Origin of the sequence: Saccharopolyspora sp. NFXS83 (assembly GCF_026241095.1) — a bacterium.
Taxonomy (GTDB): domain Bacteria; phylum Actinomycetota; class Actinomycetes; order Mycobacteriales; family Pseudonocardiaceae; genus Saccharopolyspora_C.
The window spans coordinates 37,810-59,199 of record NZ_JAPFGB010000038.1; the positions used below are offsets into that span (position 1 = coordinate 37,810).

A 21,390-nucleotide genomic window follows, 5' to 3' on the forward strand; every position below is an offset into this window, starting at 1 on the left:
CCCCGGCCATGTCCGCTGCTCGCTCCCCTCGACGGTTACCGGCCAAGTCGCTGTCCCGGCGCGGACTGCTCGCCGCGGCGGGTTCCGCCGCGCTGCTCACCACCACCGGTTGCGGCCTGCTCGGCGGCGCGCGGAGCAGCAGCGGCAACGCCCAGGTGGAACAGGCCACCATCCGGGTGGGCACGCTGCCGACCACCGAGTACGCGCCGCTGGCGCTGGCCGTGCGGCGCGGCTACTTCCAGCACGAAGAACTCCAGGTCGAGATCATCAAGGCCACCGACGGCAGCGCCGCGCTCACCTCCCTGATCAGCGGCGAGTACGACGTGGCCCTGAGCAGCTACGTGCCGCTGCTGACCGCGCAGTCCCGAGGTGCGGCCGATCTGCGCATCGTCGCCGACGCCGGGGCCGCCGCGCCCGGCACCGCCGTGGTGATGGTTCCGCCCGACTCACGTGTCCGCGGCCCAGCCGACCTGGTTGGCCGGGTCGTCGGCGTCAGCGCCATCGGCACCGTGTCCGACCTGCTGGTCGAATCCGCGCTGCACGACGCGGGCGTGCCCACCGACCGCGTGGAGCTGGCGCCGATCTCGTTCCCGAACATGCCCGCGGCCCTCGCGCAGCGGCGGCTCGACGCGGCGCTGGTCACGGAACCCTTCATCACCATCGCCACCCGCGAGGGCAGCGCGCGCATCGCGTTCGACACGGCCGTCGGGTCCGCCGAGGGCCTGCCGCTGTCCGGGTACGGCGCCACTTCGCGCTTCGTGCAGGACAACCCCCGCACGGTCGCCGCGTTCCAGCGCGGCCTCAGCCGCGCCACGCTGGAGGCCAGGGACCGCCGCGCGGTGGAGCCGTTGCTGCCCGACATCGCCCGGATCTCCCCGGAGGTCGCGGCCGAGACGGAGCTGGTCACCTACCGCGCGGTGCCCGACGGCACCCAGATGCAGCGCGTCGCGGACCTGATGCACCGCTTCACCTTCATCGACCGACCGCTCGACGCGACGACGATGATCGCGGCCGGGCCGTGAAACCGCCGATTCGCGTTCGCGCAGGGGCAGGTAGCGGAACCGCACCCGTCCTCTCGCTGCGGGGTCGATTTCACGAGCGGTCCGCCGCACGATCGCGGTCTGCCGCGAGACGACGACCGGGACCCCGCGGCGGTGCCGGTTGCTCCGGTGGTCACTGCTCAGCGGCTTCGCCGCTGACCGGACGAGAACACCGGAAGTGCTGGTCGCGGCGCCGCTGGGAGGCACGTCAGCAGACGTACCTCCGCGGAGCTAGTTGAGAAATCGATCCCGCAACGAGAAGGCCGCTGAGGTTCCGCCACCCGCACCGCCGAGCACGAAGAGCTCAACAGGGCCGGTCAGTAGAGGTGGCGTTGCTCTGCTCCCACTCGGATGTGCAGCAGGTGCGGGCCCTGGGTGGGTGCGGCGAGGGCCTCGGTGAGTTCCGCCGGGGTGCCGATCGTGGTGGCGGGGCAGCCGAGGCTGCGGGCGAGGGCGGCGAAGTCCGTGCCGCCCAGTTCGACGCCGGGCAGCTTCCGGCCGCCGCCCGCCTCGCCGAGCACGGCGACCGCCGCGTAGCGCGCGTTGTCCAGGATCGCGAACGTGACCGGGGCCTGCTCGCGCACCGCCGACCACACGGCCTGGATGCCGTACATGCTGGAGCCGTCGCCGAGCAGCGCCAGCACCGGCCGCGACGGTCCCCCGATCGCCGTCCCGACCGCGGCGCCGATGCCGTAGCCCAGCGCGCCGGAGGCGCAGGCGAAGAAGCCGCCGTCCCGCGAGGTGATCGGGAAGTGGTCGTGCAGGTCGTTGCGGTGGCTCGGTGCTTCCTCGACCACCACCGCGTCGGCGGGCCACGCCGCGCGGAGCTCGGCGAGCACGTAGGCGGCGCTCAGCGGGGTGCTCGCCTCCGGGCGCGGTGGCCCGGCCGCCCGCACCGGTTCGGAACGCTCTCCCGGCGCGCCGGGTCCGACGAGTTCGGCGACGCCGCGGACCGCGTGCGCCACGGTGCCCAGCACTCCCCTGCCCCGCCGGGCGCGGGCGAGCACGTCGGGATCGTCGTGCACGAGGAACATCTCCGGCAGTTCGACCTCCGCCTCACCTCGGTAGACGTGGTAGGTGAACGCGGGCGCTCCCCACACCACGACGAGGTCGTGGGCCGCGAGCTCGGCGGCCAGCAGGCGCCGTTCCGGCTGCAGGAATCCGGCGAAACGCGGGTGGTCCTCGGGGAACGAGCAGCGCGCCGACAGCGGTGCCGCCCACACCGCGGCCCGGGTGCGCTCGGCCAGCGCCACCAGCTCCGGCACCACCCCGTCGTGGTCGACGGCCGGTCCGACCACGAACGCCGGGCGCTCGCTGCGGTCCAGCGCGGCGGCCAGCGCCGCGACCGCGTCCGGATCCGGCGCGGCACCGGGGGTGACCGGGCGCGGCGGGACGCCGGAGCCCGGCTGGTCCCAGTCGTCGGCCGGGATGGAGACGAACACCGGGCCCTGCGGCGGGGTCATCGCCACCTGGTGCGCGCGGGCGATCGCGGCGGGCACGTCGGCCGCGCTCGCCGGTTCGTAGCTGAACTTCACGTACGGCCGGGGGAAGGTTGCCGCGTCCGTCGCGCCGAGGAACGGCTCGTCGAACACCAGCGTCCGGGTCTGCTGCCCGGCGGTGACGATCATCGGGGTGCGGTTGCGGTAGGCGGTGAACACTGCGCCCAGCGCGTGCCCGACCCCGCCCGCCGAGTGCAGGTTCACCAGCACCGGGGACCGCCGCGCCTGCGCGTACCCGTCGGCCATCGCGACCACCACGGACTCCTGCAGGCCCAGCACGTAGCGGAAGTCGTCCGGCCAGTCGGTGAGGAAGGGGACCTCGGTGGTGCCGGGGTTGCCGAACACGGTGGTCAGCCCCAGCCCGCGCAGCAGTTCCCGCGTGACGTCCCGGACCGTCCGCTCACCCATTCCCGACCTCCCGAATCGACTCCCGGATCACCCCAGCACACCCCGGATGCGCAGGTCCACAGCGCGGGCCGCGCAAAGTCACCGGAGCAGCTCGAAGCAGAAGGTCTTGGGCGGGTCGTCGAACACGGCGTAGTTCTCGGCGTCGGCCGGGCAGACCGATTCGCCCGCGGTGCTGTCGGCCACCATGACGATCTCGACGTTAGCGTGCGGATCGCCGCACGGGACTTTGGTGTCGATGCCCATCGGGATCGAGATGCCCGCGCTGTTCGCGCCCGGGACCTTCTGGCAGTCGCCGGTGGTCACGTCCGGGATCAGGCACAGGCTGGTGGCGCCCTGGGTGATCTCGGAGTAGTCGCCGTCGCAGCTCTCGTAGTTCTGCTTCGCCTGGACGACCCGGTGGTCGGAGTCCGAGGTTCCGCAACCGGTGGTCTCGAACGCGAGATCGTCCTGGGAGTCGTTGGTGATGGCCACGCACTCGCCGACTTCCGGGGTGCCGCCGCCCATGCCCGCGAAGGACCGGCCGACGGTGAGCAGGATGCCGATGAGGAGGAACCCGGCGCAGCCGAGCACGCCGCCGAGCACGCCGCTCTTCTTCTTCGGCGGCTGAGCAGGCGGTTGTGGACCAGACGGGTTCGCCTGTGGATAACCCTGTGGATAACCCTGCTGGTCGTAGTCCACTTGTGGATAGCTCGGGACCTGCTGCCCCGGCTGCGCTCCGAGCTGCCCGGAGGCCACCCGCTGATATCCCTGCTGGCCGAGGCCCGGTTGCTGCGGCGTGCCCGGCGCGAACGCCCCCAGCGACTGCGCTCCCGGAAAGCCCGCCGGCGCCCCCCACTGCTGCGGCTGCCCCGGCGACTGCTGGGGATGCCCCGGTGGGTACGGACCTTGCGGCGGAACGCTCACGGCATCTCCTAAATGATCTACGAGCCGAGCGGGAAACCTAGCCGACCGCCATCTCGGCCATCCCGGAAACCCGCGAATCGTTTCCAGAACCACCCCGTTCCGCCACCGGGTGGCCACTCAGCGGGAGCACGGTGGGCCCGAACGCGACCAGTGGAATACTGGAGGACGGTCCGGCCGTTGTTCCGCACGCCGATCACCTGCGCAAAGAGTCGTCCAGCCCGAGGAGCCGCACCCGTGACCGACGGACCGCTCATCGTCCAGTCCGACAAGACCCTGCTGCTCGAAGTCGACCACGCCCAGGCCGACGAGGCCCGCAGCTCCATCGCGCCGTTCGCCGAGCTGGAACGCGCCCCCGAACACGTGCACACCTACCGGATCACCCCGCTGGCGCTGTGGAACGCGCGCGCCGCGGGGCACGACGCCGAGCAGGTCGTAGACGGCCTCGTCCGGTACTCCCGCTACCCCGTGCCGCAGCCGCTGCTGGTGGACATCGTCGAGACGATGGGCCGGTTCGGCCGGTTGCAGCTCGCCCAGGACCCGGCGCACGGGCTGGTGCTGATCTCGCTGGACCGAGCGGTGCTCGAAGAGATCCTGCGCAACAAGAAGATCATCCCGATGCTCGGCACCCGCATCGACGACGACACCGTGGCGGTGCACCCCAGCGAGCGCGGCAGGCTCAAGCAGCTGCTGCTCAAGATCGGCTGGCCCGCCGAGGACCTCGCGGGCTACGTCGACGGCGAAGCGCACCCCATCGAACTCGCCGAGGACGGCTGGAGCCTGCGCGACTACCAGCGCCAAGCGGTGCAGTCGTTCTGGGCGGGCGGCTCCGGCGTGGTCGTGCTGCCCTGCGGCGCGGGCAAGACCCTCGTCGGCGCCGCCGCGATGGCCGAAGCGGGCGCGACCACGCTGATCCTCGTCACCAACACCGTCGCGGGCAGGCAGTGGAAGCGGGAGCTGATCGAACGCACCTCGCTCACCGAAGAGGAGATCGGCGAGTACTCCGGCGAGAAGAAGGAGATCCGCCCGGTCACCATCGCCACCTACCAGGTGATCACCCGCAAGTCGAAGGGCGAGTACAAGCACCTGGAGCTGTTCGACTCCCGCGACTGGGGCCTCGTCGTCTACGACGAAGTGCACCTGCTGCCCGCCCCGGTGTTCCGGATGACCGCTGACCTGCAGTCCCGCCGCCGCCTCGGCCTCACCGCCACCCTGGTCCGCGAGGACGGCCGCGAAGGCGACGTGTTCTCGCTGATCGGCCCGAAGCGCTTCGACGCGCCGTGGAAGGACATCGAGTCCCAGGGCTGGATCGCTCCCGCCGACTGCGTCGAGGTCCGGGTCACGCTCACCGAGAACGAACGCCTCCAGTACGCGACCTCCGAAGCCGAGGAGCGCTACAAGGTCTGCTCCACCGCGCGCACCAAGGCCCCGGTCGTGCGCGCCATCCTCGACCAGCACCCCGGTGAGCCCGCGCTGGTCATCGGCGCCTACCTGGAGCAGCTGCACGAGCTCGGCGAGGCGCTCGACGCCCCGATCATCGAGGGCTCGACGAAGAACAAGGAGCGCGAGAAGCTGTTCGACGCCTTCCGCAACGGCGAGATCAGCAGGCTCGTCGTGTCGAAGGTGGCGAACTTCTCCATCGACCTCCCGGAGGCGTCGGTGGCGGTGCAGGTCTCCGGCACCTTCGGGTCCCGTCAGGAGGAGGCGCAGCGGCTGGGCCGGTTGCTGCGGCCGAAGGCCGAGCGCAAGCAGGCGCACTTCTACTCGGTCGTCTCCCGCGACACACTGGACACCGACTACGCGGCGCACCGGCAGCGGTTCCTCGCCGAGCAGGGCTACGCCTACCGCATCGTGGACGCCGACGACCTGCTCGGACCGGCCCTGCCCGATGTCGGCTGAGCCGCGCCCGCGCCCGCGTGTCGCGGGACCCGAATTCGGTTGCGGCACCCGCCGCCACGACGCAGGAGCGAGGTCGTATTTTCGTGGTCGTCGGTGAAACCACCCGTGCCTCAGACGGCACCGGTTACCGTTGCGACAGCACACGCAGCACTGGAGATCGGATGACCACCGAGAAGCACAACACCGCGATGGGTGGTGCGCACCGGTTCATCGGGCTGGCGGAGAACCTCGAACGTCACGCGGGCACCCCCACGGCCGCGGAGCCGCCCAACGTGCGCGGCGAGAACCGCGGCTACGGGCTGGTGTTCTTCCACCTGGAGCAGTACCACCTGAGCACCGTGATCAGCTCGGGTCTGCGGTTCCAGCCGCTGGGCGCGGACCCGGCGCAGGAGCTGGCGTGCACCGTCTACAAGGAGCAGGCGGAAGCGGCCCGGCACCTGGTGGACGTGACGTCCGAACTGCTGGTGCAGAGCGGCACGCACCTCGTGCCGGACCAGATCGTGCCGAACGAGAACCCGCTGCTGCCGGACACCGAGTTCTACGGCGTCCTGGCCAGCGGCCATCCGCTCTTCCCGCCGGAGTTCACCCGGTTCACCGACCCGGACGGCACCGAGCAGCTGCAGGTCTACACCCTGCTGCCGGTGACCCTGGGCGAGTTGAACTACATCCTCGACAACGGGGTGACCGCGCTGCGCCAGCAGTGGGCCCGCTTCGAGGTCGACGTGTTCGACCTGGGCCGCCCCAGCGTCGCCTGACGCTGCGCGGATCCGATCGCACCGGCCTCCCGCGGGGGGGGCGGCGCTTCGCGTCGCGCGGCCCACGATGGCACGCACCTTCCCGCGTCCGCTCGGGTCCGCGGGAAGGCCGCACGGGCGAGACGATGACGCGGTACCCGAGTGCGGGAGGAACGCCGTGGTGACGGCCGAGCCGGAAGGACCAGACATGACCGCGAACGGGTCGACGATCAGCTTGGCCGAGCTCGACGCGGTCCGCGTGTACGGCCTGCCGATGCGCACCCGGTTCCGCGGCATCACCCGCAGGCAGGGCGTGCTGCTCGGCGGCCCCGCCGGGTGGGGCGAGTTCTGCCCGTTCGAGGACTACGACGACGCCGCGTCCGTGCCCTGGCTGGCCGCCGCCCTGGAAGCCTGCGCCGGTGACTGGCCGGAACCGGTGCGCGACCAGGTGCCGGTGAACTGCACGGTGCCCGCCGTGGACGCCGCGAAGGCGCACGCGATCGTCGCCGCCTCCGGCTGCACCACGGCGAAGGTCAAGGTCGCCGAACGCTCCCAGGCCGCCGCCGACGACGTCGAACGGGTCGCCGCGGTCCGGGACGCGCTGGGACCGTCCGGGGCGATCCGGGTGGACGCGAACGCCGCGTGGGACGTGGACACCGCCGTCGCCCGCATCGCGGAGCTGGACCGGGCCGCGGGCGGCCTCGAATACGTGGAGCAGCCGAGCCCGACGATCGAGGACCTCGCCGCGGTCCGCCGCAAGGTGCAGGTGCGCATCGCCGCCGACGAATCCATCCGCCGCGCCGAGGACCCGCTGAAGGTCGCGGTCGCCGAGGCCGCCGACGTCGCCGTGCTCAAGGCGGCCCCGCTGGGCGGGGTGCGGCGCGCGCTGCGGGTCGCGGAGGCGTGCGGGCTGCCGTGCGTGGTGTCCTCCGCCGTGGAGACCAGCGTGGGGCTCGCCGCGCAGCTCGCGCTGGCCGGGGCGCTGCCGGAGCTGCCGTTCGCGTGCGGGCTGGGGACCATGTCGCTGCTGGACGGGGACGTGGTCAGCGACTCGCTGGTGCCACGGGCAGGCGTGCTGCCGGTGCTGCGGCGCGCTCCGCTGCCGGACCCGGCGCGGGTCGCCGCCGCCACCCCCGGCGCCGATGATCAACGCCGCTGGCTCGACCGCCTGGTCCGCGTGCACACCCTCCTCACCACCCGCTGACCCATCCTCACCCGGCTCCGGATCGGAGTGAACGGACCGCTTGCCCAATCCCCTTGGACGAACGGTCCGCTCACCCCGTCCCGCTGAGCCCCCTCCACCCCACGCGGCAACTGGCCCGGGTGAACGGACCCTCTGCCCAAACCCGTTGGACGAACAGTCCGCTCACCCCGTCCCCACCGGCGAAACCACGCACCGCGGCGGCGAACTCGTCGAGTGAACGGACCGCTTGCCCAATCCCCTTGGACGAACGGTCCGCTCACTCGTTCCCGCGTCGGTGCTGCGGTGGTGGGCTCGGGTGGAGTGAACGGACCGCCTGCCCGATCCCGTTGGACGAACGGTCCGTTCACTCCCCTTCCGTCCTGGGGTGGGCGGGGTGGTTGGGTGGGGGGATGACCGGCTCCGCGCAGTCCCTGCCCCACCTGGTCCGCTGCTGGCAGCGCGGCTGGGGCGTGGCGTGCGGGCTGGCTCCGGCGGACGAGGCGGACGGGGCGCTGCACGTGCTGTCCGGCAAACCGGGCCGCCACCTGGAGAGCCTCGTGCTCGACGCCGACGGGGACCCCGAGGCGCTGCGCGCGCTCGCCGCGCAGGTCGCCGGTTCACCCCACCCGGACTGGCTGGCGGTGCCGACGACCGCGCCGCAGGAGGTGGCGGAGGTGCTGGGTGAGGAAGGGCTCCGGCTCGCCGCCGAGCAGGAGCACTTCATGACGATCGACCTGCGCGATCACCCGGACCTCCCGGTCACCGATCCGTACGCGGTGTCGCTCGACCGGGACGGGCCGATCCTCGACATCCGGGTCGTCGACGAGCACGACCGCCCCGCCGCCCACGGCATCATGGTGGTGCTGGACGGGGTGGCCGTGGCGCACAACATCGCCACCTACCGCACGCACCGGCGGCGCGGCCTCGGCGGCGCGGTGATGAGCTCGCTCGTGCGCGAGGCGATCCGCTTCGGCGCCGAAACGGGCCTGCTCACCGCCAGCAGGCAGGGCCGCCACCTCTACTCGGCGCTGGGCTGGGCGAACCGCGCGGGCGTCGTCAGCGCGGGCACCCGCGAACCCCGCAAGTGACTCCGGGCCGACGTCCCCTCACGCCCTGCCGTGGCGACGGCGGCGGAGGCGGCGCAGCAGGAGGCCCACGACGAGCACGGCCGCGGCGACGGGCAGTGCGCGCTTGAGCACCGGGGTGCCCGCGGCGCCCAGCAGGTCGATGGCCTCGTCGTTCGGCACCGTGCCACCGGTGATCACCGAGTCGGCTCGCTCGGCGGGGCGCTGGGCGGCGGTGGTGGAGGAGGCCACCGCATCGGCGGATCCGGCCCGCTCCGACGCGGGCGAGGTGACCCGCCACGCGGGGGTGCGGCCGACCCGCGCGGCCTTCGCCGCGGCGGACGCCTCGGCCGGGTGCTCGCCGTTCGTCGACTGCCCGGCGGCGGACTTCGCCTCACCCGCCGCCTCGCCGGCCTTCGCGGCCTCACCCGACTTCGCGGCGTCGCCGGGTCGCCCCGCCTCGCCGGTCGTGCCCGACTTCGCCGCCTCACCCGGCCCGGTCGTGCCGGAGGCGGCGCCGGTGTCGTCGCCGGTGAGGCTCCGGGCCAGGTTGCCCGCGAACTGGTTCAAGATCTTGCCGCCGACCTCGGACATCAGGCCGCGCCCGAGCTGAGCCGGTTTCCCCGTCACCTTCAGATCCGTGTCGACCTGCGCCGAGGTGCCGTCCCCGTCCGCGGTGAGCGTCACGGTGACGGTGGCCGCCGCGGTGCCGTTGCCGCGGGAGTCCTTGCCGCTGGCGTCGATGACGACCCGGCGCCCCGCCTCGTCGACCTCCTTGAACGAGCCGGTCCCCTTGTACAGCAAGGAGATCGGGCCCAGCTTCACCTTCACCGAACCGGCGAAGTCGTTGCCCTCGGCGCTGCTGAGGGTGGCGCCGGGCATGCACGGGGCGACCCGCTCGGGGTCGATGATCGCCGGCCACGCCACGTCGACCGGGACCGGAACGGTGAAGTGGTGCTGCATCTGCACGGGACAAGTCCTCCAGGTAGATCGCCGCACGGTGTGCGGGGCGAAGCTCCGCGGGCGTGCGCGCCGGATGCGCACGGCGACGTGGCCCCGACCGGCGACCACCCGCGCCAGTCTCCCCGCGCACGCCGCCGTGCACCAGGGAGGCCGGTGCGCCGCACGACGCACCGACCCGTCCATTCCTACACCCCGGCGGCGGCGGACACCGCGCGCCCGGTGAGCACTTCGGCGAGGTGCTCCCGGTAGTCCACGTCGGCGCTCGCGTCGGCGGTGGGGCTGGTGCCTTCGGCGGCGTGCCGGGCGGCCTGCCTGATCGCGTCCGCGGTGGCCGGGGCTCCCACCAGCGCCCGTTCCACGCCGGAAGCGCGGATCGGGGTGGCGGCCATGTTGGTGAGCCCGACGCGCGCCTCTGCGATGGTGCCGCCGTCGACGCGGACTGCGGCGGCCACGCCGACCATCGACCAGGCCTGGGCGACCCGGTTGAACTTCTCGTAGTGCGCCGACCAGCCCGTCCACTTCGGCACCCGCACCTCCACCAGCAGTTCGTCCGGTTCGAGGGCGGTGGTGAAGAAGTCCACGAAGAACTCGGCGGCGGGCACCGCACGACGCCCGCCGGGGCCGGCGAGCACCATCTCGGCGTCCAGCACCAGCGCGGGCGCGGGCAGGTCCCCGGCCGGGTCCGCGTGCGCGAGCGCCCCGCCGAACGTGCCGCGATGCCGCACCTGCGGGTCGGCGACGGTGCGGGTGGCCAGTTCGAGCAGCGGCAGGTGCTCGTGGACCAGCGGATCGCGGGTGATCTCGTGGTGGGTGGTCATGGCGCCGATGGCGATGCGGTCGCCGTCCGCGCGGACGCCGCGCAGCTCCGGGATCCGCCCCAGGTCGACGACGAGCTGCGGGTCGGCGAGCCGCATCCGCAGCACCGGCAGCAGGCTCTGCCCGCCGCCGAGCACCTTGGCCTCGTCACCGGCCTGCTGCAGCGCCAGCACCGCCTCTTCCACTGTGGACGGTGCGACGTAGTCGAATGCCGCGGGGATCATCGGGGCCCTCCCTGAGTCATCGAACCCATGCCGCCACCGGATTCCGGCGCGGTGGCACCGGAAGCGCGCGCCCCGGTGACGGCCCGCCACACCCGCTGCGGCGAGCAGGGCATCTCCACGTCGGTCACGCCGAACGGCCGCAGCGCGTCCACCACCGCGTTGACCACCGCCGGGGTGGAGGCGATCGTGCCCGCCTCTCCGACGCCCTTCACGCCCAGCGCGTTCGACGTCGCCCGCGTCTCGGTGCGGTCGGTGACGTACTCCGGCAGGTCCACCGCGGACGGCACCAGGTAGTCCGCCAGCGTCGCCGTGGTGAGCGTGCCGCCCTCGTCGTAGACGGCTTCTTCGAACAGCGCCTGCGCGATGCCCTGCGCGAGCCCGCCGTGCACCTGCCCCTCCACGATGAGCGGGTTCACGACCGCGCCCACGTCGTCCACGCACGCGTACTTCCGGATCCGCACCCGTCCGGTCTCGGTGTCCACTTCGACCGCGCACAGGTGGGTGCCGTGCGGGAACGAGAAGTTCTCCGGGTCGAAGGTCGCGTCGGCGTCCAAGCTGGGCTCGACGCCGTCCGGCAGGTCGTGCGCGGCGAACGCGGCCAGCGCCACCTCCCCCAGCGCCGTGGCCCGGTCGGTGCCGCGCACGCCGAACCGGCCCTCGGTGAACTCGACGTCGTCCTCGGCGCACTCCATCAGGTGGGCCGCGATCTTGCGGGCCTTGTCGATCACCTTGTCGGCGGCGGCGACCACCGCCATGCCGCCGACGGCCAGCGACCGCGAACCGTAGGTGTCGAGGCCCTTCGGCGAGCTCTGCGTGTCGCCGTGCAGCACCGCGATGTCCTCGAACGGGATGCCCAGGCGGTCGGCGACGATCTGGCTCCACGCCGTCTCGTGGCCTTGCCCGTGCGGCGAGACGCCGGTGACGACCTCGACCTTGCCGGTGGGCAGCACCCGGATCGCCGCGTGCTCCCAGCCGCCGGCACCGTAGGACAGCGAACCGAGCACGCGGGACGGGGCGAGGCCGCACATCTCGGTGAACGTGGAGATCCCGATGCCCAGCCGCACCGTCGCGCCGCGCCGCGCGCGTTCCGCCTGCTCCGCGCGCAGCTCGTCGTAGCCCAGCAGCTGCATCGCCTTGTCCGTCGCCGCCGCGTAGTCGCCCGAGTCGTAGGTCAACCCGGAGACCGTGTCGAACGGGAACTCGTCGCGCTCGATCCAGTTCTTGCGGCGCAGCTCCATCGGATCCATGCCGAGCTCGGCGGCGAGCTCGTCCATCATCCGCTCGATGCCGAACGTGGCTTCCGGGCGCCCCGCGCCGCGGTAGGCGTCGGTGGGGGTCTTGTTGGTGAACACGTTCGTGCAGCTGAACCGGTAGGCGGGGAACTTGTAGATCCCGTTGAACATGAACGCGCCCAGGATCGGCACGCCGGGCGTGACGAGCCGCAGGTACGCGCCCATGTCGGCCAGCAGCTCCACCTTCAGCCCGGTGACGGTGCCGTCCCGGCGGGCCGACAGCGACAGCCGCTGCACCTGGTCGCGGCCGTGGTGGGCGGCGACCATCGTCTCGGAGCGCGTCTCCGTCCACTTCACCGGCACGCCGAGCCTGCGGGCCAGCAGGAACGCGATGATCTCCTCCGGCGTCACCTGGAGCTTGCCGCCGAACCCGCCGCCCACGTCGGGCGCGATGACCCGGACCTGGTGTTCCGGGACGCCCAGCGTCATCGCCAGCATCAGCCGCAGGATGTGCGGCACCTGGGTGGCCGACCACATCGTGAACTGCTCGCCGGTCGGGTCCACCACGACCGAGCGGGGTTCCATGAACGCGGGGATCAGCCGCTGCTGGCGGAACGTGCGGTCCACCCGCACTTCCGCGTCGGCGAGCGCGCGTTCCACGTCGCCACCGGTGCCCGCCTCGGCGGAGTCGAAGGTCCAAGTGGCACTGCGGTTCGTGCCGAGTTCTTCGTGCACCAGCGGGGAATCCGCGGCTGCGGCGGCGGTGATGTCGAGGACGACGGGCAGATCGTCGTAGTCCACGTCGATCGCGTCCAGCGCGTCGTGCGCCTCCGCGTCGCTGCGGGCGGCGACGACGGCGACGGCCTCACCGGCGAAGTGCACCGCGTCCACCGCCAGCGACGGTGCCTGCGGGGCCAGCATGTCCTCGGTGATGGGCCACGCGCACGGCAGGCTGCCCTGCTCGTCGGCGATGTCCCGGCCGGTGAGGACCGCGCGGACCCCGGGCATTCGGCGGGCGCGTTCGGTGTCGATCGAGGCGATCCGGGCGTGCGCGGCGGGGCTGCGCAGCACGGCGAGGTGCAGCATGCCCGGCAGCACCATGTTGTCGGTCCAGCGAGTGCGACCGGTGATCAGCCGGGCGTCCTCCTTGCGCTTGCGGGGGCGGCCGAGTTCCGGCTCCGCGGTGGCGGTCATGGGCGCGTCACCTCCGCCTGCTGCTCGCCGGTGCGCTGCCGCGGGGCGTCCTCGGTGTGCTCCATCGGTGGTCCGGCTCCCGGCCGCATCCGCTGCGCGGCGTCGCGAACGGCCCGGACGATGTTCTGGTAGCCGGTGCAGCGGCAGAGGTTGCCTTCGAGGCCCTCGCGGACCTGCTGGTCGTCCGGGTCCGGCGTCTCGGCGAGCAGGTCCAGCGACTGCATGATCATGCCGGGGGTGCAGAACCCGCACTGCAGCGCGTGGTTGTCGTGGAACGCCTGCTGCATCGGGTGCAGCTCGCCGTCGCGGGCGAGCCCTTCGATCGTGGTGATGTCGTGGCCGTCGGCTTGGACCGCCAGCACGGAACAGGATTTGACGCTGTGCCCGTCCAGGTGGACGGTGCAGGCTCCGCAGTTGCTGGTGTCGCAGCCGACGACGGTGCCGACCTTGCCGAGCCGTTCGCGGAGGTGCTGGACGAGCAGGGTGCGGGGTTCGACGTCGTCGGTGTATTCGGTGCCGTCGACGTTGACGGTGATGCGCGGCATCGGGCCTCCAGAGGACGGGCCGCGGGAGCGCGGGCGTTCAGGAACACGATGACCTCCTTCGAGTGACGGGGGTCACGTCCCCGAGCCTGCTACGCCACCTCGCCGCAGGCAACCCGGCTCCGCCCGCATGTCCGGGTGAACCCACGCGCCCCGACCGCTGAGATCACGACCCGGCCGCACACCGGGTCGTTGATCCGACGGCCCCGGAGAACCCGTCAGGAGAGAACGTTCTCAGGGGTCGGCTGGAGGGTTCCCACCCGGAGGTCCTTGATCTGGAGGCGCGGGTAGGGCTCGCCGGCTCCTTCGACCGCGGTGGGGGACTTCCCGGTCATGTCCGCCGGGGTCGCGTCGAAGCCGACGGCGGTGAAGTCGGTGTCGCCGTACTCGGCCCGCACTCCGGAGTAGGCGGTCGCGCCGGGTTCGAGCCGCTGGTCGCCCACCGGCGGGGTGGGGATCTCGACGTAGTCGGTCGGCACCTCGATCGGCGTGCCCTTCGCGGTCACGGGCGTCAGGTGCACCCAGCCGCCGAGCAGGCAGGACTGGTCGGAGGTGTTGCGCAGTTCCAGCAGGAACGAACCGGGTTCGGTCTGGGCGCGCAAGGTGACCGCGAAGTCCTCCCCCGAGCAGTTCGACGCGGAGACGTCCCGCGGCGCGGGGTTCCCCGGCCCGGTCGCGGCGGCCTGGCCGACTCCGGTGGTCAGCAGCGCCCCGGCGCACAGTGCGATGGCCGCGGTGGTGAAGCTCCGCTTCAGCATTCGTTCGCCCCTTCTCGGAATTCCTTCGCGTGCACTCCTCTCCTTGAGACGCACCGGATCCGCTCCGGTTGTCCGAACGCCGGTACGGAGCGCGGGACCGCTGGCCCTGAGCTCGCCGCCGGTGGTCAGCGGTGGATCGGGCCTTCGGTCTCGGCGAGGCGGGCGCCTTGGCCACCCCAGCGCAGTGCGATCAGCTCAGCGGCGATCGAGACCGCGGTCTCCTCGGGGGTGCGGGCCCCCAGGTCCAGGCCGATCGGCGAGGACAGCCGGGCCAGGTCGGCTTCGGACACGCCGTTCTCGCGCAGCCGCCGCATCCGGTCGTCGTGGGTCCGCCTCGATCCCATCGCCCCGACGTAGCCGATCCGCTGCCGCAGCGCGAGTTCCAGCACGGGCACGTCGAACTTCGGGTCGTGCGTCAGGACCATCACCGCCGTCCGCGCGTCCAGCCGACCGGCCTCGGCCTCCGCGGCGAGGTACCGGTGCGGCCAGTCCACGACCACGTCGTCCACGCCGGGGAACCTGCTGCGGGTGGCGAACACCGGCCGCGCGTCGCACACCGTCACCCGGTAGCCGAGGAACGAGCCGATGCGCGCCATCGCGGCGGCGAAGTCGATCGCGCCGAACACCAGCATCCGCGGCGGCGGCTCGAAGGAGTTCACGAACACCCGCATGCCCTCGCCGCGCCGCTGCCCCTCCGGCCCGTACTCCAGGACGCCGCTGCGCCCGCTGGCGAGCATGCCCCGCGCGTCGTCGGCCACCGCGTCGTCGACGCGCCGCTCCCCGAGGCCGCCTCGGGTGCGTTCGTTCCACACCAGCAGGTGCGCCCCGATGCGGGCGGCGTCGGGGTGGTCGACGACGGTCGCCACCGCCACCGGTTCCTCCGCGCGCACCGATTCGGTCACCGCGTCGAAATCGGGGAACGAGTCGCGATCCACCCGCTCCACGAACACGTCCAGGATGCCGCCGCAGGTCAGCCCCACGGCGAACGCGTCGTCGTCGCTGACGCCGTAGCGCTGCAACGCGGCGGGCTCCCCGTCGAGCGCCGCGGTGGCGCGTTCGTACACCGCACCTTCCACGCAGCCGCCGGAGACGCTGCCCACGGCCTCCCCCGCCTGGGTCACCAGCATCGATGCGCCCGGCGGACGCGGCGCGGACCGGAAGGTGGCCACCACGGTGCCGAGACCGACCGCCTCACCGGACTCCCACCGCTTGGCCACCTCATCGAGCACGTCACGCACGAGCCACCTCCGCTGTCCCCGGTTCTCCCCGGGTTCCCGGCACTTCCCGAACTTCCGGCACTTCCCGAGTTCCGGGACCTGCCCGAGCCATGGACATCTCAGCGCCGGTGACCCCCGTCGCATTCCCGCCGAGGCGCAACACCCACGACCACACCCGTTGCAACGAGCCGAGGCTGTGCCCGGCGACGAGACCGTCCAGGTGCGGCAGCGCCGCGACGATCCCGGACTGCACCGGCGCGTACCCCTCGTGCCCGGCGTGCGGGTTCGCCCACACCACGGCGCGGGCCAGCCGCCGCAACCTGCGCAGCTGCTCGTCGAGCAGGCTCACGTCGCCGCGCTCCCAGCCGTCGGAGAACACCACGACGACCGCTCCCCTGGCGACGCCGCGCTGCCCCCACCGGTCCAGGAAGGCCCGCAGCGTCTCGCCGAGCCGGGTGCCGCCGGAGAAGTCCGGCACCGCCTTCGACGCCGCGTGCAGCGCGTGCTCCGGGTCCCGCTGGCGCAGCTGCCGGGTCACCCGGGTCATCCGGGTGCCCAGCGTGAACACCTCGGTGCTCGCCGGGGCGCGGCGGGTCGCCACGTGCGCGAAGCGCAGCAGCGCGTCCGCGTACGGGCTCATCGAGCCGGACACGTCGATCAGCAGCACCACCCGGCGCGGCCTGCGGGCCCGGCGGTGCCGGGCGAGGCGCAGCGGTTCGCCACCGGTGCGCAGCATGGTCCGCAGCGTCGCGCGGGAATCCAGGGGTCCGCGCCGCGAGCGGCTCCACCGCACGGCGGGACGGCTCGGCGGGTCCGGGCGCAACCGCGCGAACAGGCGGCGCAGGTGTTCGCGTTCGGCCGCGCCGAGGTCGGCCAGGTCGCGGTGGCGCAGCACCTCGTCGGCGCTGGCCGCCGCCTTGATCGGGTCGTCGTCGGTGGTGTCCTCGTCGCCCTCCCCGGAGGCGAGCGCGGCGGTCCGCGTCCGGCGCGGGGTGCTCGGCAGGTCGGCGGCGGGCGGGGGTGCCGCGTCGAACCAGGAGGTGAACGCCGCGTCGTAGCGGGCGAGGTCCTCCGGATCGGAGCACAAGGTCAACCGGCCCGCCCAGTACACCGCGGAACGCTCGGCGAGGCCGGTGTGCTCGGTCGCGGCGAGGAACGCCTGCACCCGGTCGGGCCCGCACGCCATGCCGGAGTACCGCAGCGACCGGGCGAACCCGACCAGACCGGTGAGCGTGTCCATTCCCCCATTGTGCCGCGAAAAACGCGCCCGGAGGACGGCGAGCGAGCGGCGGTGCCCCGGGCGCGCAGGTCAGGACCCGCCCGCGATTCGGCCCACCGGCGCGAAGAACCCTCAGTCCCGATCGGCCAGTTCGCCCAGGAGCCCCGAGGTGCGGACTCGATCGGTGTCCTCGCGGTACTTCAGGACGGCACCGAGCGTGGCGGCGGCCGAGTCCGGATCGAGGGTGTCGTTGTTCAGGGCCTGCAGCGCCTGCGCCCAGTCCAGCGCCTCGGCGACTCCCGGTGGTTTCACCAGTTCCAGTTCCCGCATCCGCTGCACCGCCTCCGCCACCTGCCCGGCCAGCCGCGGGCGCAGGTCCGGCAGCCGGCGGCGCAGGATCCCCACCTCGCGCTCCAGGTCGGGGTGCTCCAGCCAGTGGTAGAGGCAGCGGCGCTTGAGCGCGTCGTGGACTTCGCGGGTGCGGTTCGACGTCAGCACCACCACCGGCGGAGCGGTGGCCCGCACCTCGCCGAACTCGGGGATGCTCACCGCGTACTCGGACAGCACCTCAAGCAGGAACGCCTCGAACTCGTCGTCGGCGCGGTCGATCTCGTCGACCAGCAGCACGCACGGCGCTTCCCGCAACGCGCGCAGCAGCGGGCGGGCCAGCAGGAATCGTTCGGTGTAGAGCGAGGATTCGGCGGCGTCCGCGTCCAGCGCGCCGTCGGTGGCGGCCTCCAGGGTCCGCAGGTGCAGCAGCTGCCGCGGGAAGTCCCAGTCGTACAGGGCCTGCGACGCGTCGATGCCCTCGTGGCACTGCAGCCGGATCAGCTCCACTCCCAGCGCCGTGGCCAGCGCCTGCGCGAGCGCGGTCTTGCCGGTCCCCGGCTCCCCTTCGCACAGCAGTGGCCGCCGCATGCTCAGGGCGAGGAACGCGGCCGTGGAGATCCCCGCGTCCGGCAGGTACCCCGCATCGTCCAACGCCACGGCAACCTCGCTCGGAGACCGCATCTCCACCACCTCACCGTCATCACCCACACCGCGAGCGTAAGCGAGCCCCCGCCGACCCCACGGCGACCGTCGTGCGGCCCCCTCCGATTTCGCGAGGAATCGAAGGACGGCGCCCCTCGGAACGCTCCCCAGCGGACGACGATCCCCGCTGGCCACGGCGTCGCCTTCGGACCGAGATCGGGGCTGTTCGCGCGCGAACCGGGTTCCACTTTCGCGCGGGAGCACGGGAAATCCGACACGCCGGGGGCGTCGGTCCGTCCGGGACCGGGGCCGTCAGGCGGCGGACGGGCGGGTGATGTCGGTGAGGTCCACGTTCCGCTGCTCCCAGCGGTCGTAGAGGGCGTCCCTGCCGTAGCGGGCCACCAGCTGGGATTCGGCGCGGGTGATCGGCAGCAGCGTGATCAGCTGCAGCACCGGCGTGCCGTCCTCGTCGAGCAGCACGTCGAACTCGTCGGCGAGGTAGGGGTGCGGCGCGGCGAGCGCGCCCGCGACCTCCGTGCCGGGCAGCAGCGCCCGATCGTTCATGATCAGGGCGCCGTAGCCGACCCGGCTGCCGGACTCGGTGAGCAGTTCGGCGATCACCGAGGTCAGGTGCCGCCCGTACCGCTCCTGGTCGGCGTGCACCGTGCACAGCACCTCTTGCGGCAGCGGCGCGCCCGCGGTGTGCTCGCGCAGGCCGCTGGTCAGCAGCGACACGTACGGGCCGGAGTGGTGGTCGCAGTACACGAGGTGGTAGTCGCGTTCGCGCCCCCCGGTGTCCCGGCTGTCGGCGCCGCGTACGGTGCCGACGTACTTCTCGACGTGCGCGGGAAACCCGCTGAACCGGCTCATGCCGCCACCCCTTCCGTCGAGCCGATCATGCCACGCCGCCCGCGCCGGGCCCGCGCGGAGCCGGGGCCCCTGAGCCGGCGCGGCGGGCGAGGCCGGGGTTCGCCCCGGGGCGTCCCGGAGGTTCGCGAGCCGCCCGCCCGCCAAGCTGGGAACCATGACCGAGACGACGAACCACCGCTTCGACGAGACCACCGCCCACGTCGACGCCCCGTCCGCGAGCACGTCCACCGGGACGGCGGACCACGTGCTGGGCACCGGCGCCGAGTCCCCCGGCCACGACCAGGCCACCGGCCCCACGACCGGCGCCGCCGCGGAACCCGCGTATCGGCGGTTCCGGCGGCGGCGCGACGGGCTGATCGCCGGGGTGTGCGGCGGCGTGGGCGACCTGCTGGGCGTCGACGCCACCCTGGTCCGGGTGGGCCTGGTCGCCGCCACCATCCTCGGCTTCGGTTCGGGGATCCTGCTCTACCTGGCCTGCTGGGTCCTCGTCCCGCAGGACTGATGTCGATCAGGGCAGCTGCGGCGCCTCCCGGACGAAGACGTCCAGCACCCCGTCGGCGAGCCGGACGGCTCCCTGCGGCCGGGTCTCCCCCGGAACCGTCTGCACCTGCTCGGCCCGGCGGCCCAGCTCGGCGGCGGCGGCGAACCGCTCGTCGGCGACCGCCTGGTTGCCGTCCTGGCGCGCCTGCAACCCGTCCACCGCGGTCCCGAGCGCGTCGCCCCACAGGTCGGTGGCCTGCAGCCACGGCTCGGAGTCGGCGGCGAAGTCCTTCGGTGCCGAGGACCGGATCCGCTCGGGCGCCTGCGCGATCTGCTGGGCGTAGTCGCGCAGCCCGGCGAGGGCCTTGGCCCGATCGCCCCCGTTCCACTCGGAGCGGAACTCCCCCAACCGGCGCTCCAGCTCCGGTGCGGGCGGCTGCCACGGGGAGCCGTTGGCCAGCGGCGACATGCTGTTGAGGTCGAAGAACACCAGCAGCGCCCGCGTGGTCTCCGGGTCGGCCGCCGAAGCGGGCCGCAGCGCCGCCGACGGGTCCGTCGCCAGGTAGCGGGCCGCCGCGCGGTGCGAGCGCTGCGCGTCGAACTCGTCGTCGTTCCAGGTGAAGTCCGCCGCGCCGACCTCGACGACCTTGCTGGCCGCGGCCTGGTTCATCGGGTTCACCACGTCGCCGACGAGCTGTTCGCTCAACCCCGGTTCGCGCTCCCCGTACGGCCCGAGCAGCAACCGGCCCACGGACTTGTTGAAGTCGTTGACCGGGTAGTTGTCCCAGAGGAACACCTTCCGGCCCCACACCTGCGCGGCCTTCTCCGCGTCCGAGACGGTGATCTGCTCGGGGATCACGCCGTCCCCGGTCCACATCACCACGACCCGCGGATCGAGCCCGTCGCGCAGCGCCGTCTTGTACGCCGAGTCGTCGTAGTCGGAGTACTCGGTCGGCACCGTCTGCAGCGGCTGCGCGCCGGGGTGGGTGTCGATGAATTCGCGCTGCACCCGGCTGAGCAGCTCGGCCTGCGCGCGGCCCGCGGCGGCTTCGCCCGGAGCGCCGTAGCGCTCCTGGTCCTCGGCGCAGTTCCAGCGGGTGTAGGAGATGTCGTCGAACGGCACGGAGAAGTCCCGCACCCCCGAGTCGTACACGGCCTGCAACTTCGCCTGCAGCGCTTGGAAATCGGCCGGGTCGTTGTAGCAGATCGACGTTCCCGGCGAGAGCGCGAAGGTGAACTTCACGTGGTGCGCCCCGGCTTGGCCGATGAGCTGCTTGACCTCGTCGAGCTTGTCCGCGGGGTACGGCTCGCGCCAGCGCTCCCGGTGGTACGGGTCGTCCTTCGGCGCGTAGATGTAGGTGTTGAGCTTGACGTCGCCGTAGAACGCGAGCTGGTCCATCCGCTCGGCGTGCGTCCACGGGCTGCCGTAGAAGCCTTCGATCGAGCCGCGCAGCGGCATGTTCGGCTGGTCCACCACGCCGACCCCGGCGATCCGGCCGGGCGAGGCGAGCTGGCGCAGCGTCTGCACGCCGTAGTAGGCGCCGGTCGCGTCGTCCGCCCCGAGCACCACGGTGTCCTGCCCGCCGCGGGCCGCGAACACGTAGCCCTCCTCGGGCAGCGAACCGGGAGCTCCCCAGCCGTTGGCCTGCAGGCCCTTCACGATCCCCGGAGCCATCCGGTCACCGATCCGGACCAGCAGCGTCGCGTCCTCGGCGGCCGGGCCGGGCTCGCGCACGACGACCTCGGCGGCACCGGCTTCGCGCAGCACGCGTTGCGCCAGGTCCCGGGTCTGCTGGTCCACGAACGGGTCGACGACGAGTTCGACCTTGCCGCGCACCGCCACGTCGTCGCCGAGCCGTTCCGCCTTCTGCGGCTGCGGCACCACTTCCGGCACGCCTTCGGCCGGGTAGGACGCTGGACCCGATTCGCCGCCGGTCGGGGGCTGCTGCGGAGGCGGTGCCGCCGCATCGGTGCAGCCCGCGGCGATCAGAGCGGCGCTGAGCAACATCGCCGCCGACCCACCGACCCGGCGCAACGCACCTGGAAGACCCATCCGCCCGAACCTCCTCAACCCAACGGACCTGTGACAAGCACCCCCAGGAGATCACACCCCCACACGAACAGCTGTGACCTGACCGGCTTACGCCACCGTTTTCCCCCACCCCAGCCCCCCAGC

General features: G+C 72.9%; 18 protein-coding genes. 6 read left to right on the forward strand and 12 right to left on the reverse strand.

The annotated features are described in order from the left end of the window. The first annotated feature begins 8 nt into the window (after positions 1 to 8). Complete coding sequence (locus OOZ19_RS27790) at positions 9 to 1,022, forward strand: ABC transporter substrate-binding protein (RefSeq protein WP_266093121.1); 1,014 nt, start codon at positions 9 to 11, stop codon at positions 1,020 to 1,022. A gap of 335 nt (positions 1,023 to 1,357) precedes the next feature. Here OOZ19_RS27790 and mdlC read toward each other — a convergent pair whose 3' ends face one another. Next, a complete protein-coding gene (mdlC, locus tag OOZ19_RS27795; RefSeq protein WP_266093122.1) occupies positions 1,358 to 2,947 on the reverse strand; it encodes a benzoylformate decarboxylase in 1,590 nt (529 codons plus the stop codon). Between the two features lie 78 nt (positions 2,948 to 3,025). Next, complete coding sequence (locus OOZ19_RS27800) at positions 3,026 to 3,850, reverse strand: LppU/SCO3897 family protein (protein WP_266093123.1); 825 nt, start codon at positions 3,848 to 3,850, stop codon at positions 3,026 to 3,028. A 234-nt stretch (positions 3,851 to 4,084) separates the two neighbouring features. Here OOZ19_RS27800 and OOZ19_RS27805 point away from each other — a divergent pair, with 234 nt between their 5' ends. From OOZ19_RS27805 to OOZ19_RS27820, 4 genes are all read left to right on the forward strand, one after another. Then, the gene (locus tag OOZ19_RS27805) at positions 4,085 to 5,746 is read left to right on the forward strand and encodes a DNA repair helicase XPB (RefSeq protein ID WP_266093124.1); all 1,662 of its coding nucleotides are present in this window, start codon (positions 4,085 to 4,087) and stop codon (positions 5,744 to 5,746) included. 161 nt (positions 5,747 to 5,907) lie between these two features. Next, positions 5,908 to 6,501 carry a suppressor of fused domain protein gene (locus tag OOZ19_RS27810; protein ID WP_184483328.1) on the forward strand — a complete coding sequence of 198 codons (594 nt, stop codon included), beginning with the start codon at positions 5,908 to 5,910 and terminating at the stop codon, positions 6,499 to 6,501. Between the two features lie 187 nt (positions 6,502 to 6,688). After that, a complete protein-coding gene (locus tag OOZ19_RS27815) occupies positions 6,689 to 7,684 on the forward strand; it encodes an o-succinylbenzoate synthase (protein ID WP_266093125.1) in 996 nt (331 codons plus the stop codon). A 389-nt stretch (positions 7,685 to 8,073) separates the two neighbouring features. Next, positions 8,074 to 8,751 (forward strand): GNAT family N-acetyltransferase, encoded by a 678-nt coding sequence (locus tag OOZ19_RS27820; RefSeq protein ID WP_266093126.1) that lies wholly within the window; start codon positions 8,074 to 8,076, stop codon positions 8,749 to 8,751. A gap of 18 nt (positions 8,752 to 8,769) precedes the next feature. Here OOZ19_RS27820 and OOZ19_RS27825 read toward each other — a convergent pair whose 3' ends face one another. From OOZ19_RS27825 to OOZ19_RS27865, 9 genes are all read right to left on the reverse strand, one after another. Further along, positions 8,770 to 9,696, reverse strand: a complete 927-nt coding sequence (locus tag OOZ19_RS27825) for an SRPBCC family protein (RefSeq protein ID WP_266093127.1) — start codon at positions 9,694 to 9,696, stop codon at positions 8,770 to 8,772. Positions 9,697 to 9,875: 179 nt separating this feature from the next. Next, positions 9,876 to 10,730 carry an FAD binding domain-containing protein gene (locus OOZ19_RS27830; protein WP_266093128.1) on the reverse strand — a complete coding sequence of 285 codons (855 nt, stop codon included), beginning with the start codon at positions 10,728 to 10,730 and terminating at the stop codon, positions 9,876 to 9,878. Beyond that, the gene (locus tag OOZ19_RS27835; RefSeq protein WP_266093129.1) at positions 10,727 to 13,156 is read right to left on the reverse strand and encodes a xanthine dehydrogenase family protein molybdopterin-binding subunit; all 2,430 of its coding nucleotides are present in this window, start codon (positions 13,154 to 13,156) and stop codon (positions 10,727 to 10,729) included. The genes OOZ19_RS27830 and OOZ19_RS27835 overlap by 4 nt, the downstream gene beginning before the upstream one ends. Further along, on the reverse strand, positions 13,153 to 13,701 hold the full coding sequence (locus tag OOZ19_RS27840; RefSeq protein ID WP_266093130.1) for a (2Fe-2S)-binding protein: 549 nt from the start codon (positions 13,699 to 13,701) through the stop codon (positions 13,153 to 13,155). Before OOZ19_RS27840 ends, OOZ19_RS27835 begins: the two co-directional genes overlap by 4 nt. A 215-nt stretch (positions 13,702 to 13,916) precedes the next feature. Then, positions 13,917 to 14,456 carry a DUF4232 domain-containing protein gene (locus tag OOZ19_RS27845; RefSeq protein WP_266093131.1) on the reverse strand — a complete coding sequence of 180 codons (540 nt, stop codon included), beginning with the start codon at positions 14,454 to 14,456 and terminating at the stop codon, positions 13,917 to 13,919. 125 nt (positions 14,457 to 14,581) lie between these two features. After that, positions 14,582 to 15,694 (reverse strand): XdhC family protein, encoded by a 1,113-nt coding sequence (locus tag OOZ19_RS27850; RefSeq protein ID WP_266093132.1) that lies wholly within the window; start codon positions 15,692 to 15,694, stop codon positions 14,582 to 14,584. After that, positions 15,687 to 16,913, reverse strand: coding sequence for a vWA domain-containing protein (locus OOZ19_RS27855; protein WP_266093133.1), 1,227 nt, complete (start codon positions 16,911 to 16,913; stop codon positions 15,687 to 15,689). Before OOZ19_RS27855 ends, OOZ19_RS27850 begins: the two co-directional genes overlap by 8 nt. Positions 16,914 to 17,024: 111 nt before the next feature. Continuing rightward, complete coding sequence (locus tag OOZ19_RS27860; protein ID WP_266093140.1) at positions 17,025 to 17,903, reverse strand: AAA family ATPase; 879 nt, start codon at positions 17,901 to 17,903, stop codon at positions 17,025 to 17,027. A gap of 273 nt (positions 17,904 to 18,176) precedes the next feature. Further along, on the reverse strand, positions 18,177 to 18,734 hold the full coding sequence (locus OOZ19_RS27865) for a suppressor of fused domain protein (RefSeq protein WP_266093134.1): 558 nt from the start codon (positions 18,732 to 18,734) through the stop codon (positions 18,177 to 18,179). Between the two features lie 154 nt (positions 18,735 to 18,888). Here OOZ19_RS27865 and OOZ19_RS30040 point away from each other — a divergent pair, with 154 nt between their 5' ends. Then, the gene (locus OOZ19_RS30040; protein ID WP_323055185.1) at positions 18,889 to 19,236 is read left to right on the forward strand and encodes a PspC domain-containing protein; all 348 of its coding nucleotides are present in this window, start codon (positions 18,889 to 18,891) and stop codon (positions 19,234 to 19,236) included. 6 nt (positions 19,237 to 19,242) lie between these two features. Here OOZ19_RS30040 and OOZ19_RS27875 read toward each other — a convergent pair whose 3' ends face one another. Next, positions 19,243 to 21,267: a glycoside hydrolase family 84 protein gene (locus OOZ19_RS27875; RefSeq protein WP_266093135.1), complete on the reverse strand. Its 2,025-nt coding sequence runs from the start codon at positions 21,265 to 21,267 to the stop codon at positions 19,243 to 19,245. Positions 21,268 to 21,390 lie beyond the last annotated feature (123 nt).

Excerpts from the sequence above, each read along its gene's own strand:
- OOZ19_RS27790 (WP_266093121.1), top strand. The coding sequence starts at position 9 with ATGTCCGCTGCTCGCTCCCCTCGACGGTTACCGGCCAAGTCGCTGTCC.
- mdlC (WP_266093122.1), bottom strand. The coding sequence starts at position 2,947 with ATGGGTGAGCGGACGGTCCGGGACGTCACGCGGGAACTGCTGCGCGGG.
- OOZ19_RS27810 (WP_184483328.1), top strand. The coding sequence starts at position 5,908 with ATGACCACCGAGAAGCACAACACCGCGATGGGTGGTGCGCACCGGTTC.
- OOZ19_RS27815 (WP_266093125.1), top strand. The coding sequence starts at position 6,689 with ATGACCGCGAACGGGTCGACGATCAGCTTGGCCGAGCTCGACGCGGTC.
- OOZ19_RS27820 (WP_266093126.1), top strand. The coding sequence starts at position 8,074 with ATGACCGGCTCCGCGCAGTCCCTGCCCCACCTGGTCCGCTGCTGGCAG.
- OOZ19_RS27830 (WP_266093128.1), bottom strand. The coding sequence starts at position 10,730 with ATGATCCCCGCGGCATTCGACTACGTCGCACCGTCCACAGTGGAAGAG.
- OOZ19_RS27835 (WP_266093129.1), bottom strand. The coding sequence starts at position 13,156 with ATGACCGCCACCGCGGAGCCGGAACTCGGCCGCCCCCGCAAGCGCAAG.
- OOZ19_RS27840 (WP_266093130.1), bottom strand. The coding sequence starts at position 13,701 with ATGCCGCGCATCACCGTCAACGTCGACGGCACCGAATACACCGACGAC.
- OOZ19_RS27845 (WP_266093131.1), bottom strand. The coding sequence starts at position 14,456 with ATGCTGAAGCGGAGCTTCACCACCGCGGCCATCGCACTGTGCGCCGGG.
- OOZ19_RS27855 (WP_266093133.1), bottom strand. The coding sequence starts at position 16,913 with ATGGACACGCTCACCGGTCTGGTCGGGTTCGCCCGGTCGCTGCGGTAC.
- OOZ19_RS27860 (WP_266093140.1), bottom strand. The coding sequence starts at position 17,903 with ATGCGGTCTCCGAGCGAGGTTGCCGTGGCGTTGGACGATGCGGGGTAC.
- OOZ19_RS27865 (WP_266093134.1), bottom strand. The coding sequence starts at position 18,734 with ATGAGCCGGTTCAGCGGGTTTCCCGCGCACGTCGAGAAGTACGTCGGC.
- OOZ19_RS30040 (WP_323055185.1), top strand. The coding sequence starts at position 18,889 with ATGACCGAGACGACGAACCACCGCTTCGACGAGACCACCGCCCACGTC.
- OOZ19_RS27875 (WP_266093135.1), bottom strand. The coding sequence starts at position 21,267 with ATGGGTCTTCCAGGTGCGTTGCGCCGGGTCGGTGGGTCGGCGGCGATG.